The organism is Caulobacter sp. Root1472 (assembly GCF_001426985.1).
In the GTDB taxonomy this organism is placed as follows: Bacteria; Pseudomonadota; Alphaproteobacteria; order Caulobacterales; family Caulobacteraceae; genus Caulobacter; species Caulobacter rhizosphaerae.
On sequence record NZ_LMFX01000045.1, the window covers coordinates 105,912 to 124,642 of the forward strand.

At 68.6% G+C, this 18,731-nt stretch carries 14 protein-coding genes; 9 read left to right on the forward strand and 5 right to left on the reverse strand.

Translation table 11 applies throughout. The features are described from left to right. Nucleotides 1-75: 75 nt before the first annotated feature. The 3 genes from ASD47_RS21910 to ASD47_RS21920 form a co-directional block, all read right to left on the reverse strand. The gene (locus ASD47_RS21910) at nt 76-495 is read right to left on the reverse strand and encodes a hypothetical protein (protein WP_056761321.1); all 420 of its coding nucleotides are present in this window, start codon (nt 493-495) and stop codon (nt 76-78) included. 14 nt (nt 496-509) lie between these two features. Then, nucleotides 510-1,847, reverse strand: a complete 1,338-nt coding sequence (gene fliI / locus ASD47_RS21915; RefSeq protein WP_056761324.1) for a flagellar protein export ATPase FliI — start codon at nt 1,845-1,847, stop codon at nt 510-512. Between the two features lie 174 nt (nt 1,848-2,021). After that, nucleotides 2,022-3,044 (reverse strand): dienelactone hydrolase, encoded by a 1,023-nt coding sequence (locus ASD47_RS21920; protein WP_156402374.1) that lies wholly within the window; start codon nt 3,042-3,044, stop codon nt 2,022-2,024. A gap of 121 nt (nt 3,045-3,165) precedes the next feature. Between ASD47_RS21920 and ASD47_RS21925 the strand changes: the two genes are divergently transcribed. The 5 genes from ASD47_RS21925 (at nt 3,166) to ASD47_RS21945 (ending at nt 9,475) form a co-directional block, all read left to right on the forward strand. Beyond that, on the forward strand, nt 3,166-3,951 hold the full coding sequence (locus tag ASD47_RS21925; RefSeq protein WP_056761328.1) for a LytTR family DNA-binding domain-containing protein: 786 nt from the start codon (nt 3,166-3,168) through the stop codon (nt 3,949-3,951). A 427-nt stretch (nt 3,952-4,378) separates the two neighbouring features. Further along, nucleotides 4,379-5,074 carry a response regulator transcription factor CtrA gene (gene ctrA, locus ASD47_RS21930; protein ID WP_029914069.1) on the forward strand — a complete coding sequence of 232 codons (696 nt, stop codon included), beginning with the start codon at nt 4,379-4,381 and terminating at the stop codon, nt 5,072-5,074. A 223-nt stretch (nt 5,075-5,297) separates the two neighbouring features. Beyond that, entirely contained in the window at nt 5,298-6,680 is a 1,383-nt protein-coding gene (locus tag ASD47_RS21935) for a peptidoglycan DD-metalloendopeptidase family protein (protein WP_056761330.1), read from the forward strand. 144 nt (nt 6,681-6,824) lie between these two features. After that, a complete protein-coding gene (locus ASD47_RS21940) occupies nt 6,825-8,306 on the forward strand; it encodes a SulP family inorganic anion transporter (protein WP_056761333.1) in 1,482 nt (493 codons plus the stop codon). A 77-nt stretch (nt 8,307-8,383) separates the two neighbouring features. Further along, nucleotides 8,384-9,475: an acyltransferase gene (locus tag ASD47_RS21945; protein WP_056761337.1), complete on the forward strand. Its 1,092-nt coding sequence runs from the start codon at nt 8,384-8,386 to the stop codon at nt 9,473-9,475. Between the two features lie 18 nt (nt 9,476-9,493). On the opposite strand, the gene ASD47_RS21950 is transcribed toward ASD47_RS21945, so the two are convergent. After that, nucleotides 9,494-10,012 (reverse strand): GNAT family N-acetyltransferase, encoded by a 519-nt coding sequence (locus tag ASD47_RS21950; RefSeq protein ID WP_056761340.1) that lies wholly within the window; start codon nt 10,010-10,012, stop codon nt 9,494-9,496. A gap of 65 nt (nt 10,013-10,077) precedes the next feature. On the opposite strand from ASD47_RS21950, the gene ASD47_RS21955 reads away from it, so the two are divergent. Both ASD47_RS21955 and ASD47_RS21960 read left to right on the forward strand, forming a co-directional pair. Beyond that, on the forward strand, nt 10,078-10,455 hold the full coding sequence (locus tag ASD47_RS21955; RefSeq protein WP_056761343.1) for a DUF4440 domain-containing protein: 378 nt from the start codon (nt 10,078-10,080) through the stop codon (nt 10,453-10,455). Nucleotides 10,456-10,620: 165 nt separating this feature from the next. Next, nucleotides 10,621-12,450, forward strand: coding sequence for a DUF885 family protein (locus tag ASD47_RS21960; protein WP_056761345.1), 1,830 nt, complete (start codon nt 10,621-10,623; stop codon nt 12,448-12,450). Between the two features lie 150 nt (nt 12,451-12,600). Here the strand turns inward: ASD47_RS21960 and ASD47_RS21965 are convergent, their stop codons facing one another. Beyond that, the gene (locus ASD47_RS21965; RefSeq protein WP_156402375.1) at nt 12,601-14,205 is read right to left on the reverse strand and encodes an EAL domain-containing protein; all 1,605 of its coding nucleotides are present in this window, start codon (nt 14,203-14,205) and stop codon (nt 12,601-12,603) included. A gap of 266 nt (nt 14,206-14,471) precedes the next feature. Here ASD47_RS21965 and recA point away from each other — a divergent pair, with 266 nt between their 5' ends. Then, on the forward strand, nt 14,472-15,542 hold the full coding sequence (recA, locus tag ASD47_RS21970; protein ID WP_056761347.1) for a recombinase RecA: 1,071 nt from the start codon (nt 14,472-14,474) through the stop codon (nt 15,540-15,542). A gap of 487 nt (nt 15,543-16,029) precedes the next feature. Continuing rightward, nucleotides 16,030-18,678 (forward strand): alanine--tRNA ligase, encoded by a 2,649-nt coding sequence (alaS, locus tag ASD47_RS21975; protein ID WP_056761350.1) that lies wholly within the window; start codon nt 16,030-16,032, stop codon nt 18,676-18,678. The last annotated feature ends 53 nt before the right edge of the window (nt 18,679-18,731 follow it).

Genomic DNA, 18,731 nt, shown 5'->3' on the forward strand with positions numbered 1-18,731 from the left:
CCCAGAGGGGGAGGATCATAGATGCTCCCCCCTTGGGGGAGCTGTCGCGAAGCGACTGAGGGGGGCTTGTCGCGCCTACCGCCCACCGACGGCCGCCCGGCGCAGGCCCAGTTCGTCGAGGGCGGCGATCTCCAGCTTGCCCGCCAGCTTGGCCTTGGCCACCTTGGCGGCCTCGGCGACGTGCTCGTACTTCTTGAGGTTCTCGAAGGCCAGGGACAGGGCGTCGCGGGCGCCGGCCTCCTCGATCAGGATTTGGTCGATCTCCAGCAGAGCCTGGTCGCGGCGGATCTTGCTGCCCTGGCGGAAGCCGATCATGTACCAGCCGGCCTCGACGTCGCCCTGGGCCTGCATGGCTTCAGCCTCGGACGCGGCGTCCAGGGCGGCGACCTTCATCTCGGCGGTCTGGCGGCGCTCGACGATGTCGGCCAGGCGCTTCTGCAGGGTCTCGACCTCGTGGTTCGAGATGCGGATCAGGGAGTCGGCCCATTTGGTCATGTCCGGTTTCCCATCTAGGCGGCGTCACTCTGCAGGATGTGAGCGAGGTAGCCGAAGCTGTCGTCGAGGCTGGTGGCCTCGTCGGGGCTCTGGCTGAGGAAGGCCTCGACGGCCGGGTTGAGGCGGATGGCGCGGTCGATGATCGGATCGGCCCCGGCGCGGTAGGCGCCGATGCGGATCAGCTCTTCCATGTTCGAATAGGCCGCCAGGCTCTGGCGGGCGGCCTTGACCACCTCGCGCTCCTCCAGCGTCTGGCAGCCGGGCATGGTCCGGCTGATGGACTTCAAGACGTTGATCGCGGGAAAGCGGCCGCGCTCAGCGATGGCCCGCTCCATGACGATGTGGCCGTCCAGGATGCCGCGGGCGGCGTCGGCGATCGGCTCGTTGTGGTCGTCGCCGTCGACCAGCACGGTGAACAGGGCGGTGATCGGGGCGGCCGTGGTGCCGTCGGGACGGATCGGGCCGGGGCCGGCGCGCTCGAGCAGCTTGGGCAACTCGGTGAAGACGGTGGGGGTGTAGCCCTTTGTGGTCGGCGGCTCGCCGGCGGCCAGGCCGATCTCGCGCTGGGCCATGGCGAAGCGGGTCACCGAGTCCATCAGGCAGAGCACTTCCTGGTCCTGGTCGCGCAGGAACTCGGCGACGGCCAGGGTCATGTAGGCGGCCTGGCGGCGGGTCAGGGCGGGTTCGTCCGAGGTGGCGACCACGACGATGGCGCGCTTGAGGCCTTCCTCGCCCAGGGTCTCCTCGATGAACTCGCGGACCTCGCGGCCCCGTTCGCCGATCAGCCCGACCACGACGGCGTCGCAGGTCGCCTCCTTGGCCAGCATCGACAGCAGCACCGATTTGCCCACGCCCGAACCGGCGAAGATGCCGAGACGCTGGCCACGGCAGGTGGTGGTGAAGACGTTCATCGACCGCACGCCCAGGTCCAGGCGCTCGCCCACACGGCCGCGGGCGTGGGCCGGCGGGGGCGGGGTTTTCAGGGGGTAGGGGACCTCGCCTTGCGGAAGAGGTCCAAGGCCGTCGATCGGTTCGCCGAACGCGTTGATGATGCGGCCCAGCCAGGCCTTGGTCGGGCGGACCACGGCGCCCTCGGGCATGATCTTGATCACCGCGCCGGGGGCCACGCCCTCGACGGGGCCGAACGGCATCAGCAGGGCGCGGGTTTCGCGGAAGCCGACCACCTCGGCGGGCAGCACCGGCAGACCCAGGCGCTCGATCTCGACCCGGGCGCCGACGGCCAGCCGGGTCAGCCCGCCGCGAGCCTCGATCAGGAGGCCGTTCACGGCGGCGACGCGACCGAAGATGGTCAGCGGATCGATACGTTCGACGGCGGCGATCAGGCTACGCAAGCAGGGCTCCCGAAGGCTCGAGGCTCAAGCTTTGGGCCTCGCGCGTTAATGGGGAGTGAAGTAGACCGACATGGTTAATCGGCCCTTGAGGATTGTGGTTAGGATGCGGCCTGCGTCCTTATGTCTTGATCCCTTTTGATCTGCTCATCCCGCCGGGATGAGCGGGTTCTAGGGTTAAGGCTTGGCTGTCAGGTTGGCCTTGAAGAAGGCCGTGACCGCCGCGTTGAAGTCCTTGTGGAACGCCGCCCGGTCGAAGCCGGGGTCGCTGTTGCACAGGAAGGCCAGGTTCTTGCGCGCATAGGCGTTGCAGGGCGTCAGGAAGTCGAAGTGCCGGGCCTTGGCCACGACATGGTAGTCGGCGTTCGGCAGGGACGCGTGGACGGCGCTGGCGTGGAACGGATCGGGCAGGATCTCGTCGTCCTCGGCCCGCCACAGTTGGACCGGCTGGCGCAGGCCCTTCAGGGTCTCGGCCTTGAAGGCGTAGCCCAGGGCGGGAGCGGCCGAGACCACGGCCTTGATCCGCGCGTCATGGACCCAGCCGGCGAAGGCGCCCGACGACGGCGGCGCGCGCAGCATCAGCTGGCAGTCATAGTGCGTGGGATGGTCCCGGCAGTGCGGCTGGAGGCGCGCGCCGTCCAACTCGCCGCCGGCCGCGGCCAGCACCGTGAAACCGCCCGACGAGAAGCCGAAGGCGCCGACCCGATCGGCGTCCAGGTGGTCGTGGTCCTCCCAGTCCTTGAGCATGTAGTCGATCAGCACGTGGATCTGCCGAGGGCGGTTGGCCATGTCGGTGGCGCGGCTCTGGTCCTCGTAGTTGTCGCCGGTATGGGTCAGGGCGGCGACGACGAAGCCGGCCTTGGCCAGGGCGATGGCGGTGTCGTAGTGGCCGCCGAACCAGCCGCCGTTGCCGTGCGACATCACCACCAGCGGCAGGCGGTCTCCGGCGATCGGCGCGTCGGCGGCCACCGGCAGGTCGTCCATGCCCCGCGCTGGCGCGGTGGCGGGCGTGTCGGTCGGATACCAGATCCCGACCTTGATCGGCGCGCCCGACCCATCGGGGACCATGACGACCTTGAAGCCGACGTCTGTCGTCATGCCGCGGACGGCGGGCGCGGCGGATTGGGCCTGGGCGGCGAGGGCCGGGGCGCTCAGCAGGGCGGTGAGCGCCAGGGCGAGGACGGCGAACGATGGTCGCATCGATGAACTCCGAGGATGGCGAATGTCTCGGCGATGCCTCGGTCAGCGGCCGTCCGCCAGCGCCGTTGCGCGAACGGGCGAACGGGTTCGCGAACCGGCGAACCGACGCTATACGGGAGGCATGACCTCCAAGGCCGCGCTTCTCGGTTCACCTCGCGACTGGGCGATCGACTTCGCCGTGGCGACCGGGGTGGGGGCGTTCCTGGGCGTGGTCGGTCCGTACGGCAGCTTCTTCAATGGTCCTCTCGGCGTTCGCCTGGCCTATTGGATCGGGGTGACCTGGATCGGGGCGGCGGTCTTCGGCCTGGCCGTGCGCCTGTCGCTGGCCGGGGGGCGACGCCTGAACGTGCCGGCGTGGTTCATGGCGGCGGTGGCGGCCCTGCTGGGCGCGGCGGCGCAGGCGGCGATCGTCGCTCAGGTGGCGGTGGCGCTCTGGCCTCACCTGAAGCGCTTCACGCCGTTCATCTGGTACATCCAGTGCCTGGCGATCTCGATCCCCCTGGTGGTCGCCTACCTGCTGATGCGGCCGCGCCTGTTGGGACCGGCCGACGCGCCTCCGGCGCCGATCTCGCCCCAACTGCCCGAACCCGGGCCTGCAGCCGAGGTCACGGGCGCGCCGGTGCTCTGCCTGCGCATGGAGGACCACTATGTGCGGGTCCACACGCTGGGCGGTTCGCGCCTGGTGGCCGGGCCGTTCGAGCGGGTGATCGACGGCATGGCCCAGGAGGGCCTGCGCGTGCATCGCTCGTGGTGGGTGGCGCGGGCGGCGGTGACTGGGGTCATCGCCGACGGCCGCAACCTGCGCCTGGCCCTGCGGGGCGACCTCAGCGCGCCGGTTTCCCGCGCCTCCGTGGCCAGGCTTCGCGAGGCCGGCTGGCTGGAGGCGGAGCCCTCTGGCGGAAACTAGCGAAACCGTCCGCGGCGGGAGGTCGCGGGCTCGCCACGGCGACGCTCATGGCGGCGCTCCCACCCCGCGGCCAAGGCTGTAAACTTCTCGCGACAGAACGCCGCAATCTCGCCTTACAGGTGAACGGCCGAAGCCGGCGTGCGGCCGAGGCGAGCGTTAACCAATCCCTTTACAGGGCGGGATTTTCGCGCTTTTGGCCGAAAAGGAATCGTCTTGACGGACCGTCCACAGGCCCCTGCGACCTTTGCGCCAAATGAGTCGCTCACCGCTTGCACCCGATTCGCAAATCAGATTAACCATTTCTCCAACGGGAACATTCACCATTAACCTGTCTTAAATTAACTGTCCGGCAGAGTGCAGGACGGGTTTCACCGGCGGTATTCCGCCTAGCTGTCGAATAATGCCGCCCGAGGGCGGGGAGGGCTGCATGCGCGTACTGTTGATCGAGGATGACAGCGCCACCGCGCAGACCATCGAGCTGATGCTGAAGTCTGAAGGCTTCAACGTCTACACGACGGATCTTGGCGAAGAAGGCGTGGATCTGGGCAAGATCTATGACTACGATCTCATCCTGCTGGACCTGAATCTGCCCGACATGAGCGGTCTGGATGTTCTGCGCACCCTGCGGGTGGCGAAGGTGAACACCCCGATCATGATCCTGTCGGGCAGCGCCGAAATCGACACGAAGGTGAAGACCTTCTCGGGCGGCGCCGACGACTACATGACCAAGCCGTTCCACAAGGACGAGATGATCGCCCGCATCCACGCGGTGGTCCGTCGTTCGAAGGGTCACGCCCAGTCGGTGATCAAGACCGGCGACATCATCGTCAACCTCGACGCCAAGACCGTCGAAGTGAACGGCAACCGCGTGCATCTGACCGGCAAGGAATATCAGATGCTGGAGCTGCTCTCCCTGCGCAAGGGCACGACCCTGACCAAGGAGATGTTCCTCAACCACCTGTACGGCGGCATGGACGAGCCGGAGCTGAAGATCATCGACGTCTTCATCTGCAAGCTGCGCAAGAAGCTGGCGGCTTCGGCCCAGGGCAAGCACCACATCGAGACCGTCTGGGGCCGCGGCTATGTGCTGCGCGACCCGAACGAGCAGGTCAACGCCGCGTAATCACGCGAGGCCGGTGACCCAAAAATAGAACGCCCGCCTCCCCGGAGGCGGGCGTTTTCTTTTGTAGGAACAGGGTGTTAACCCTGTCCGTGACAAATCGCCCGAAGCACCGAATAGTCCTTGCTCGAACATGGCCTCATCCGCCATTTTCCGGCGCGACGTTTGCTGGGGGGCTTCCCAGCCGTGTCACTCATACGCGGCATCGCTACCAGTCGGGGGCTTGATGCAGGAATTCGATCCGAGACGGCCGACCCTGCGTCTGGCCCCTAAGGTCTTCACCGCGATCGCCGGCCTGGCCGCCCTGGGCCTGGCGTGGAAGCTGACCGCGCCGGACGCGCCGGTGCAGGTGGTCAAGGCGCCGCTCGACGCCAGCGCCCTGGCCGCCCTGCAGCACGCCGCCTTCGCCAGCGCTGAAGCCCAGCCGGGCTTCGAGCGTCCGGAATCGATCCCCGTCCAGGTGCGTCCCGGCGAGACCCTGGAAAACGCCGTGCTGCGCACCGGCATCGCCCCCAACGACGCCCGCCAGGTGGTGGCCGCCCTGCAGGGCGCGATCGACACCGTCAACATCAAGGCCGGCATGGCCTTCGAGGCCGCCATCGCCGAGCGCCGCAACGGCCGCGCGGGCTCGGCCCGGCTGATCGGCCTGTCGATGCGCACCGGCCCGTCCTCCACCCTGACCGTCTCGCGCACCTTCGACGGCGCGATGAAGCTGCGCGAGCTGGAGGAAAAGGTCACCGACGAGACCAAGGTGGCCTGCGGCGAGATGAAGGGGTCGTTCTACGAGAGCGTCGCCGACGTGGGCGGCACTCCGGCGGTGATCAGCGAGGCGGCCAAGCTGTTCGCGCACAAGATCGACTTCTCGCGCGACATCAAGGAAGGCGACCGCTTCTGCCTGGTGTTCGATCGCAAGGTCACCGAGAGCGGCCGCACGGTCGAGGCGGGCGACCTGGAATACGCCGAGGTCAAGGGCCAGAAGTTCTACGCCTTCGAGCGTAACGGCGAAGACGGCAAGCCGCAGTTCTTCGACGAGCTGGGCAAGAACATCAAAGGCTTCCTGCTGCGCACTCCGGTCGACGGGGCCCGCATCACCTCCACCTTCGGCCAGCGCAAGCACCCGGTGCTGGGCTATACCCGCGCCCACAAGGGCGTGGACTTCGGGGCCGGCCAGGGCACCCCGATCCTGGCGGCCGGCGACGGCGTCGTGCTGGAGGCCCGCCGCTGGAGCGGCTACGGCAACTGGCTGCGCATCCGCCATTCGGGCCAGTGGGACACCGGCTACGGCCACATCTCGCGCTACGCCCCCGGCATCCGTCCCGGTGTCCACGTGCGCCAGGGCCAGGTCGTGGCCTATGTCGGCTCCACCGGCCTGGCGACCGGGCCGCACCTGCACTACGAGGTCTGGCTGAATGGCCAGCGGGTCAACCCGATCGGCGCCAAGGTGCCCCAGGGCACCATCCTGGCGGGCGCCGAGCTGTCGCGCTTCAAGGCCCAGCGCGCCCACATCGACACCCTGCTGGCGCAAGGCGGCGACGCGGTCGAGGACAAGACGGCCCCGAAGCTGGCCATGGCCAGCCTGGACAAGACCAAGGGACCGACGCTGCGGTAATTAGGGCTTTCCCTCCCCTTTATGGGGAGGGGGGACCAGCGAAGCTGGTGGGTGGGGCCCGCTGACTCTAAAAGCCCTGCACCGAACCCCACCCGTCGGCTTCGCCGCCACCCTCTCCACAAGGGGAGGGAAATCGAGTTTTCCATGACCTTCCTGACCCCCCTCCGTCGCGAGTGGCTGGGCCAGCCGCGCGCCGACCTGCTGTCGGGCACGGTCGTGGCCCTGGCCCTGATCCCTGAGGCCCTGGCCTTTTCGTTCATCGCCGGGGTCGATCCGGCCGTGGGCCTGTACGCCTCGTTCGTGATCGCCATGACCATCGCCTTCGTCGGCGGCCGGCCGGCGATGATCTCGGCCGCCACCGGCGCGATGTCGCTGCTGATGGGCGGTTTGGTCCGCGACCACGGGATCGAGTTCCTGTTCGCCGCCAGCCTGCTGACCGGCCTGATCCAGGTGGCGATCGGCGTGCTGCGCCTGGGCCGCTACGTGCGGTTCGTCTCCAAGTCGGTGATGAGCGGTTTCGTCAATTCGCTAGGCATCCTGATCTTCCTGGCCCAGCTGCCTCAGCTGATGCATGGCGACTGGCGGACCTTCGCCATGGTCGGCGCCGGGCTGGCGATCATCTATCTGTTTCCGAGACTGACCCGGGCCGTGCCCTCGCCCCTGGTGGCCATCCTGCTGTTGAGCGCCGTGGCGATCGCCTTCAAGGTGGACGTGACCACCGTCGGCGACCTGGGCAAGCTGCCGACGACCCTGCCGGGGTTCCACATCCCCGCCGTGCCCCTGACCTGGGAGACCCTGCGGATCATCGGCCCGGTGTCCCTGACCCTGGCCTTCGTCGGCCTGCTGGAGAGCCTGCTGACCGCCAACCTGCTGGACGACCTCACCGACACCCCGTCGGACAAGGATCGCGAGACGCGCGGCCAGGGAATCGCCAACATCGTCTCGCCGCTGCTGGGCGGCATGGCCGGCTGCGCTATGATCGGCCAGTCGATGATCAACGTCACCTCCGGCGGCCGCGGCCGGCTGTCGACCTTCTGGGCCGGGCTGTTCCTGCTGATCCTGATCCTGGTGCTGCGCGACTGGGTGGCCCGGATCCCGATGGCGGCCCTGGTGGCGGTGATGATCATGGTGTCGATCAAGACCTTCGACTGGAATTCGGTGACGAAGCTCCGCTCCACCCCGGTGCAGTCGACGATCGTCATGCTGGCGGTCACCGGGACGGTGCTGGCCACCCACGACCTGTCCAAGGGCGTGGTGCTGGGCGTGGTGCTCAGCGTCGTGTTCTTCGCCAGGAAGGTCGGCAAGGTGCTGTCCGTGCGCGAGATCCCGGCCGAAGACGAGACCGTGCGGCGGTACGCGGTCAGCGGCCAGATCTTCTTCGTCTCGGCCGACCTGTTCGCCGCGGCGTTCGAGTTCCACGGCAAGCCGCGCCGCGTCGAGATCGACCTCACGGGGGCCCACCTCTGGGACCTGACCGCCGTCGCCGCAGTCGACAAGGTCGTGTTCCGCTACCGCCGGCAGGGCGCGGAGGTCGAGGTCATCGGCATGAACCAGGCCGCCGCGACGCTGGTCGAGCGGGTGGGGCGTCATGACAAGACCCACTTGCCGGAGGGGGTGGGACATTAGGGGCAAGGACACGCCGCAAGGGCACGTCGCCGGCCACCGAGCTTGACCATCGCCCCGCCGCGTCCCATCCCAGGGCGATGAAAGCCTTCCCGCCGCTGAAGCCCGACTCCGAGGACATGCTGCACCTGGACGCCCTGCGCATCGTCGGGGCGCTGATGATCGTGGTCTTCCACTTCAACCGCTACATCAACCTGGATGGGCGCTGGCCGGTAGCGGACGACATGATCAAGGGCTTCAGCCTGATCGTGGACCTATTCTTCCTGATCTCCGGCTATGTGATGGCGGCGATCTATACCGGCCGGCTGACCAGCTGGAGCAAGTACGGGACCTTCCTGAAGAAGCGGGTGGCGCGGCTGGGGCCGCTGCACTGGGCGACCATGCTGGTGTTCATCGGCGTCTGGGCAGCCGGGGTGATGGGCTGGGGCGGCGACGTCGATCCCAAGCGCTACGATCTCTCCTGCATCGCGCCCAACGTCCTGTTCGTCCACGCCTGGCATACCTGCCACAGCCAGACCTGGAACTTCGTTAGCTGGGCGATCAGCGGCGAGATGGGCCTGTACCTGGCCCTGCCGCTGCTGTTCTGGATCACGGCGCGGGGGCGGGTCGTCACGGCCCTGGTGGCGGTGGCCAGCTTCGTGCTGCTGCTGCTCAACCCCGACGGCGAGATGCCCTTCCACCAGTGGACCTGGAACTTCGGGGTGCTGCGGGCCGTGCCGGGCTTCCTGCTGGGTATGCTGGCGTTCCAGCTGCGCGCGCCGCTGGGCAAGCTGCCGTTCGCGCGCTTCTGGATGTGGGGGCTGTTGGCGGTGTTCCTGGTCGCCTCGACCTTGCGGATCGAGCGCACCCTGCTGCTGCTGATCGTCTACGCCCTGGGCCTGGCCGGCGTCGCCGCCGACGCGGCCGGCCCGCAGGGCGGGATCAGCCGCCGCCTAGCCCCCTGGGCCCAGCTGAGCTTCAGCCTCTACCTGCTGCACCCGATCGCCCTGAAGATGGGGATCAACTGGGTCGGGGTGGCCGCCTGGGGCCTGAACGGCGACGCCCTGCGGCTTTGGGTGCTGTTCTGGGTTCTGGCCCTGATCCCGCTGGCCTATCTGTCGCTGGTGCTGTTCGAGCGCCCGGCGCGGGACTGGATCAGCGGGCTGGGCCAGAAGAGGGCGCGCGCCCATTGAGAGCAGGGGGCAAGCGCCCTATCCCCGCTGCATCAGCACCGTCGGGGCCTCGCGATAGGTGGTCCGCGCCACCTCCAGGAAGCCCATCTTCGCAGCCAGGTTCAGGGAGGCGGTGTTGTCCGGGTCGATGATGCAGACCACCGGCGCGTCGCCCCATTGATCGCGGGCCCAGGACAGGGCGCCGGCGATCGCCTCGCTGGCGAAGCCCTGGCCGTGGGCCCAGGAGCACAGGGCCCAGCCCATTTCCGGGACGCCGTCGATCGAGGGCTGGATGCCGCGGTGGAAGTCGGCGAAGCCGATCTCGCCGACATAGCGCCCGGTCGCCGTCTCGCGCGCGCCCCAGTAGCCATAGCCCAGCACCGCCCACAGGCCGCGGGCCCGCAGCAGGCGCTGCCAGCTCTCCTCCGGCGTCGAGGTGCGGCCGCCGATGTGGCGGGTGACCATCGGGTCGCTCCACATCGCCGCGCTGTCCTCGAAATCGGACGCCTGGGGCGGGCTCAGGGTCAGGCGGGCGGTGGTCAGGGTCGGGGGAATCATCGGCGTTCCGGAAGTTGGCGCGCCAGCCTATACCGGGCCGCGTCGCCCGCCAGGGACCAGAGATCATGACCGCGCCGCAAGACGCCATCGCCGCCCGCCGCAAGCTGACCAACCGGCTGATCGCCGGCAAGGACGCCCGCCGCCTGGCGCCGTTCTTCGCGCCGGACATCAAGGTGATCGTCGGCGACGGCTCGCTGATCCTGGGGGCGCGCGACGTCCTGGAGGCCTTCGCCAGCCAGTTCGCCGATCCCGCCTTCGTGGCCTATGTCCGCACGACCGAGCGCATCGACCTGGACGCCGCCGGCCAGCGGGCCGCCGAGCACGGGACCTGGGTCGGCACGACGCGCGGCGCGGCCGACACGAGCGGGACTTACCTGGCGACTTGGCGCAAGGTCACCGGCCAGTGGGTGATCGAGAACGAGCTGTTCGTGACCTTGAGCTGAATGGGCGACGCGCCCACGGGCACGTCCATCCAGAACAGGGCCGTGGAAGGAATGCGTGTCCTCGTTTTCGCGCAAGATGACGGGAAATTAATGCCGGCGCCGTTGCCGAGCCGCGAAAGCCCCTCTACCCCTTTGCGTTCAAATTTCGAGGGAAGGGGCCCCGCCTTGCAAAACCGCCGTCAGATGCTGCTGTCCACCGTCGCCGTCGGCCTAGCCGCCGCGACCCCGGGCCTCGCCCTGGCTCAGGCCGCGCCGGCCTCCGGCGAGAGCGCCAAGCTCAACGCCCTGTTCGACGCCATCATGGCCAAGCAGTTGCGGCAGTCGCCCGAGTCGGCCACGGGCCTGGGCCTGGACGTCGGCGACCTAGCCTGGACCAAGTCGCAGCTGGGCGACCGCTCGTTCGCCGCCATCGCCGCCGGAATCGCCCAGACCAAGCAGCAACTGGCCGACCTGCGGGCCATCGACCGCAAGCAACTGTCCGGCATGGACGTGATCAACTACGACACCGTCGAGTTCACCCTGGCCGTGCAGGATGAGGGCAACAGCAAGTTCACCTACGCCGGTGGCGGTTCGGGCGCGCCCTATGTGCTCAGCCAGCTGACGGGCTCCTACCAGTCCTATCCCGACTTCCTCGACACCCAGCATTCGATCGAGACCAAGGCCGACGCCGACGCCTATCTGTCGCGCATGGAAGCCTTCGCCCGGCTGATGGACCAGGAGGCCGCGATCGCCCAGCGCGACTACGCCGACGGCGTGATCCCGCCTGACTTCATCATCGACAAGGCCCTGGTCCAGATGAAGGCCTTCGCCGGCACGCCCACCGCCGAGGCGCCGCTGGTGCTGTCGGTGGCCCGCCGGACCAAGGACAAGAACATCCCCGGCGACTGGGCCGGCGAGGCGAGCAAGATCTACGAGAACTCGGTGCTGCCCGCCCTGAAGCGCCAGATCGCCCTGCTGGAGAGCGTCCGCCCCAAGGCCACGCACGACGCCGGCGTCTGGCGCCTGAAAGACGGCGGCGACTACTACGCCGTGTCGCTGAAGAACTACACGACCTCGACCCTGACCCCCGACGAGATCCACCAGCTGGGCCTGGACCTGGTGAAGTCGATCTCGGTCCAGGCCGACAAGCTGTTCAAGAGCATCGGCATGACCAAGGGCACGGTCGGCGAGCGGATGGCCGAGCTGGGCAAGGACATCTACGAGAACACCGACGCGGCCAAGGAACAGCTGATCAAGGACCTGAACGTCAAGGCGGCCTGGATCCAGAAGCAGTTGCCGGCCTATTTCGGCGCCCTGCCCAAGGCTTCGCTGGAGATCCGCCGCGTGCCCAAGGCCATTGAGGCCGGCGCGCCGGGCGGCTACTACAACTCGCCCTCGCTGGACGGCAAGCGTCCGGGGATCTACTGGATCAACCTGCGCGACACCAAGGAGCAGGCCAAGTACACCCTGACCACCCTGACGGTGCACGAGGGCGTTCCCGGCCACCACCTGCAGCTGTCGCTGTCGAACGAAGCCCAGGGCCTGCCCCTGCTGCGCAAGACGATCGGCAATTCGGGCTACGCCGAGGGCTGGGCGCTCTATTCCGAAGAGCTGGCCGTCGAGATGGGCATCTACAAGGACGATCCGCGCGGCCACATCGGCATGCTGCACGACGCCCTGTTCCGGGCCGTCCGCCTCGTGGTCGACAGCGGCATGCACTACAAGAAGTGGACCCGCGAGCAGGCCGTGAAGTACATGGCCGAGACCATGGGCGACGAGGAAAGCGGCACGATCACCGAGATCGAACGCTATGTCGTCTGGCCGGGCCAGGCCTGCAGCTACATGATCGGCAAGATCACCTGGCTGCGGGCCCGCGAGCGGGCCAGGAAGGCTCTGGGCAAGAAATTCGACATCCGCCAGTTCCACGACGCCGGCCTGCTGGCGGGCATGACCCCGCTGACCGTGCTGGACCGCGTCATCGACGACTATATCGCCAAGACCAAGGCGGGGAAGTAAGAAGAGAGCGCTTTCCCTCCCCTCTATGGGGAGGGTGGCCCCGAAGGGGTCGGGTGGGGTTCGGTGCAGAGCCTGGCTGAGTCCAGGGGCCCCCACCCACCAGCTTCGCTGGTCCCCCTCCCCATGAAAGGGGAGGGAAGGGCGGCGGCTCTACCCCCAACCCTCCGACACGCCAGCCCGGCGCGCCGCCGGCGTGACCGAACCGATCTTCAGCGCCGGCTGCGGCTGGTCGGTGGGCTTGCCGAACAGCCAGCCCTGGGCGAAGTCGACGCCGGCCTTGCGGACCAGGTCCTCGATCTCGACGGTCTCGACCATCTCGGCCACGGTGCGGATCTTCAGGTCGCGGCACAGCTCGACCAGCCGCCGCACCATGGCCCCTTCGCGACCGTTGCCGGCCAGTTCGCGGACATAGCGGCCGTCGATCTTGACGATGTCCAGGCTCAGTTCCTGCAGATAGGCGAACGACGAGGCCCCGGCCCCGAAATCGTCCAGGCAGACCAGGGAGCCCAGGGACCGCAGGGCCTGGATGTGCTGGTTGGCGCGCGGCAGGTCGTCGATGGCGCTGGTCTCGGTGATCTCGAAGATCAGCCGGCCCTTGGCCACATCGGCCTTGGCCAGCAGCCGGCCGATGTGGTCGACGAAGCCCTCGTCGACGATGGTGCGGCCCGAGACGTTGATCGCCAGCTTCAGCGTCCCCGAACGGTCGGAAGCCAGCCGCTTGACCGCCATCTCGGCGATCGCGTGGTCAAGCTCGGCGATCAGGTCGAACTCCTCGGCCATGCGGATCAGCTGGAACGGGCTGCCGCCGTCCTCGAAGCGCACCAGGGCCTCGTGGTGGTGGGCGGCGCCGGTCTTCAGGTCGACCACCGGCTGGTAGGCCAGGGTGAAGCGGCGTTGGCTGACCGCCACGCCCAGCGCCCCGGCCCGCGACAGGGTGCGCTTGACCGACCGGTTCATCGCCTCGGACAGGCTCAGCGGCGGCGTGTCCTTCAGGCCTTCGCGCAGGAAATCGTCGAGAGCGTAGCGCAGGGCCTTGAGACCTCGCGAGGGCGCCAGGCCCGCGTCGAACGGCACGACCTGGGCGCTGGCCTGGACCTCGGTGGCGCGGGTCAGGCGCTGGGCCATGTCGTCAGCGTGGTCGGCCTTGGCGCGGACCAGGGCGAAGCGGTCGGGCGACAGGCGGGTGGCCATGCCGCCGGCGTGCGACTCGGCCCGCACGGCGCCGGCCAGTTTCAGGTCGAGGGCGCGGGCCTCGGGCTGGGACAGCCGTTGGCGCATGACGTCCAGGTCCGAGAAGTCGACCATGGCCAGCTCGAGCTCCAGCCCGGTGACGCGCGCCGCCTCGAACAGGCCGCGGGCGATGTGCTCGAAGCTCTCGCGGTTGCGCAGGCCTTCGTCGTCAAGCTGGCCCGCGGGCGCGTTGGCCGGCGTGACCGAGACCGAGATCCGGCCGCGGTTTTCGGGCAGGGCGCGCAGGGTCAGGTTCACATGACGCGGCGGTTCGCCGGCCAGGCGCACCGTGACCGGACCGCGCCTCTGGCCGTCGTCGATCACCTGGGTGACGGCGTCGATCAGCGGGCGGTCGACGGCGGCGAACAGGGCAGGCCAGGCCTGGCCCGTCAGGGCCCGCTCGTCCCGGCCCATCAGCCGCTGGGCCGCGCCGAGCGCCAGGGTCACCCGGCCGTTCTCGACTTCCAGCAGAAGGTCAGCGCTGGCGAAGGCCAGTCCCAATAGGCGGCGCGGATCGATCGACAAGACGGAAATCCCCCCGGAAGAAGCGCAGGATCGCCGGCCGGCGTTAAGGACGCGTTTCAGTCGAGCGGGGTTCGGGTTCCCGGCAGTCTTCTTCGATGGGTTCATGGCGATGCGACCGATCTTGACGCATGCGCTCTCTACGATAAGAACATGTTGCGAACATGGAACAAAACATGTACGCATTAATCATTCCACAGGCGGGTGGGCGCGGCGGTCGCGAACCTCCGATCCGACAGTCGGAATCATGGAATAAGGGCGGACCAACAATGAGCAACCAGGCGGCTTTGAAACTCGTGGGCAAGGAAGACGGCGACAAGCAACGCGCCCTCGAGGCGGCGCTGGCCCAGATCGATCGGGCGTTCGGCAAGGGCTCGGTGATGAAGCTGGGCGAGAAGGGCAAGGTCGAGATGGAATCGATTTCCACCGGCTCGCTCGGCCTGGACATCGCGCTCGGCATCGGCGGCCTGCCCAAGGGGCGGGTGATCGAGATCTACGGTCCGGAAAGCTCGGGCAAGACCACCCTGGCCCTGCACGTGGTGGCCGAGTGCCAGAAGGCCGGCGGCACCGCCGCCTTCGTCGACGCCGAGCACGCCCTGGACCCGGGCTACGCCTTCAAGCTGGGCGTCAATCTCGACAACCTGCTGGTCTCGCAGCCCGACAACGGCGAGCAGGCCCTGGAGATCACCGACACCCTGGTGCGCTCGGGCGCGGTCGACATCGTGGTCGTGGACTCCGTCGCGGCCCTGACGCCCAAGGCCGAGATCGAGGGCGAGATGGGCGACAGCCTGCCGGGCCTGCAGGCCCGCCTGATGAGCCAGGCGCTGCGCAAGCTGACGGCCTCGATCAACAAGGCCAACACCATCGTCATCTTCATCAACCAGATCCGTCACAAGATCGGGGTGATGTACGGCAGCCCGGAAACCACCACCGGCGGCAACGCCCTGAAGTTCTACGCCTCGGTCCGCCTGGACATCCGCCGCACCGGTTCGATCAAGAACCGCGACGAGATCGTCGGCAACAATGTTCGGGTCAAGGTGGTCAAGAACAAGGTGGCCCCGCCGTTCCGCGAGGTCGAGTTCGACATCATGTACGGCGAGGGCATCTCCAAGCTGGGCGAGATCATCGACCTGGGCGTCAAGGCCGGGATCATCGACAAGGCCGGCTCGTGGTTCTCGTACAACAGCCAGCGCATCGGCCAGGGTCGCGACAATGTCCGCGAGTTCCTCAAGGCCAACAAGGACCTGGCCGCCGAGATCGAGGCCGCCGTGCGCCAGTCTTCCCGGAAGATCGAGGAAGAGCTGCTGGTCGGCGGTCCGGACGACGACGGCGACGAATAAGACTTCCCCGGTTCAGGCTCCCCCTAGGGCGTCTGGATCGGTCGAAGGTTTCGCGGCCGCCGCCCGCAGCGGGCGACCCCGCCTCATAGCCCGCCGCGCACACCGCCTCGGCAGGCCGCGATCCCCGGACGCCTGGACCCCATGCCAGGCGTCCGATTTCGTTTCTCCTCCCCCTCTGGGGGAGGCGGCCCGCAGGGCCGGAGGGGGCTGCGGAGCCGGCCACCCAAGTCCTTCCCCTGTGGGGGAGGGGGCGGCGAAGCCGACGGAGGGGGGCGTGGTCGGCCGACGACCATGATCCGGATCGACGATCCCGCGACTTCCCCGACCCGCCGCTTCGCGACCGCAGTCTTCGACGGGGCTGACCCAGCGCCTCCAACACGCTTCCTCGCCCGGTGACCACCAAGGCGATTTCCACATCGCTTGAAACCGCGCTATGCAGCCCCGACCTCCGGTTCGACCGGACCCAGTACGAACACCCGAGACGCCGATGCCCAGCCTCAACGAGATCCGCAGCACCTTCCTGAACTATTTCGGCGCGGCCGATCACGCCATCGTCCCGTCGGCGCCGCTGGTGCCGCAGAACGATCCGACCCTGCTGTTCGTCAACGCCGGCATGGTGCCGTTCAAGAACGTGTTCACGGGCGCCGAGAGCCCGCCGCATCCGCGCGCGACCTCGTCGCAGAAGTGCGTCCGGGCCGGCGGCAAGCACAACGACCTGGACAATGTCGGCTATACCGCCCGTCACCACACCTTCTTCGAGATGCTGGGCAATTTCTCGTTCGGCGACTACTTCAAGGAACAGGCGATCACCCACGCCTGGACGCTGCTGACCCGCGACTTCGCCCTGCCCAAGGACAAGCTGCTGGTCACCGTCTACCACACCGACGACGAGGCCGCCGACCTCTGGAAGAAGATCGCGGGGCTGGACGACAGCCGCATCATCCGCATCCCAACCAACGACAATTTCTGGTCGATGGGCGACACCGGCCCCTGCGGCCCGTGCTCGGAGATCTTCTTCGACCACGGCGAAGGCATCGCCGGCGGCCCTCCCGGCAGCCCCGATGAAGACGGCGACCGCTTCATCGAGATCTGGAACCTGGTGTTCATGCAGTTCGAGCAGATGGCCGGGGGCGAGCGCGTCTCGCTGCCCAAGCCGTCGATCGACACCGGCATGGGCCTGGAACGCGTCGCCGCCGTCCTGCAAGGCGTGCACGACAACTACGACATCGACCTGTTCAAGGCGCTGATCGCCGCCAGCGTCGAGCTGACCGGCGTCAAGGCCCAAGGCGACCAGGCTCCGTCGCACCGGGTGATCGCCGACCACCTGCGCTCGTCCTCGTTCCTGCTGGCCGACGGCGTCACCCCTTCGAACGAAGGCCGCGGCTACGTCCTGCGCCGGATCATGCGCCGGGCCATGCGCCACGCCTATCTGCTGGGCGCTCAAGAGCCCCTGATGCACCGCCTGGCTCCGACCCTGGTGGCCGAGATGGGCCAGGCCTATCCCGAGCTGCGCCGCGCCGAGGCCTCGATCGTCGAGACCCTGCGCCAGGAGGAGGAGCGCTTCCGCGTCACCCTGGGCCGCGGCATGGGCCTTCTCGACGAGGCCACCGCCAACCTGGCCGCCGGCGGCGTGCTGGACGGCGAGACCGCCTTCAAGCTCTACGATACCTATGGCTTCCCGCTGGACCTGACCCAGGACGCCGTGCGCGCCAAGGGCATCACGGTCGACACCGACGGCTTCGACGTGGCCATGGACCGCCAGCGCCAGATGGCCCGCGCCAACTGGGCCGGCTCGGGCCAGCAGGGCGCGGCGGCCGCCTGGTTCCCGATCCGCGAGGCCAACGGCCCGACCAACTTCGTCGGTTACGACACCACCGAGACCACCGGAACCGTCAAGGCCATCGTGCTGGACGGCGCGCCCGTCGAAGCCGCGCCGGCCGGCGCCACGGTCGACGTCCTACTGGACCGCACCAGCTTCTACGCCGAAAGCGGCGGCCAAGCCGGCGACACTGGTGTGATCGAGGCCGGCGGCGTCGAAAGCCGCGTGGTCGACACCCAGAAGCAGGCCGGCGACCTGCACGTCCACCGCGTCGAACTGGCCGGCCCGCTGAAGGTCGGCGACCCGATCGTGGCCTCGGTGGACGCGGCCAAGCGCACCACCACCCGCGCCAACCACTCGGCCGCCCACCTGGTGCACGCCGCCCTGCACCACGTGCTGGGCCCACACGTCGCCCAGAAGGGCCAGATGGTCGACGGCGACCGCATGCGCTTCGACTTCAGCCACGGCGGCCCGCTGACGGCCGACGAGATCGAGCGCATCGAGGCCGAGGTCAATGCGGTGATCCGCCAGAACGTCCCGGCCCAGACCAAGGAGATGGCCCCGCAGGAGGCCATCGAGGCCGGCGCCGTGGCGCTGTTTGGCGAGAAGTACGGCGACAGCGTCCGGGTGCTCACCCTGGGCGAGTCCCTGACCGAGGCCGGCAAGGCCTATTCGGTCGAGCTGTGCGGCGGCACCCACGTGGCTCGCACCGGCGACATCGCCCTGTTCAAGATCGTCTCCGAGCAGGGCGTGGCCGCCGGCGTGCGCCGCATCGAGGCCCTGACCGGCGAGGCGGCCCGCCGCTTCCTGCTGGACCAGGCCGGCGTCGCCAAGGCCCTGGCCGACCAGTTCAAGACCCCGGTCGCCGAGGTCCTGGCCCGCGTCGACGCCCTGGTCGCCGAGCGCAAGGCCCTGGAAAAGCAGCTGGCCGAGGCCAAGAAGCAACTGGCCCTGGGCGGCGGCTCGGGCGGCGCGGCGTCGGGTCCCGAAGACGTGAACGGTACGGCCCTGATCGCCCGCGTCCTGGACGGCGTCGGCGGCAAGGAGCTGCGCGGCGTGGCCGAGGAGTTCAAGAAGCAGCTGACCTCGGGCGTCGTGGCCCTGGTCGGCACGACCGACGGCAAGGCCGCCGTGACCGTCGCCGTGACCGCCGACCTGGTCGGCCGCTTCAGCGCCGCGGACCTGGCCAAGGCCGCCGTGATCGCCATGGGCGGTCAGGGCGCCGGCGGCAAGCCCGACTTCGCCCAGGGCGGCGCCCCGGACGCGAGCAAGGCTCAGGACGGCCTGGACGCCATCAAGGCGGCCCTGGCCGGCTGATCGATCCGCGTCTCTCCCCCTCAGGACGGTTCGGCTCGCCGCCGAACCGTCCT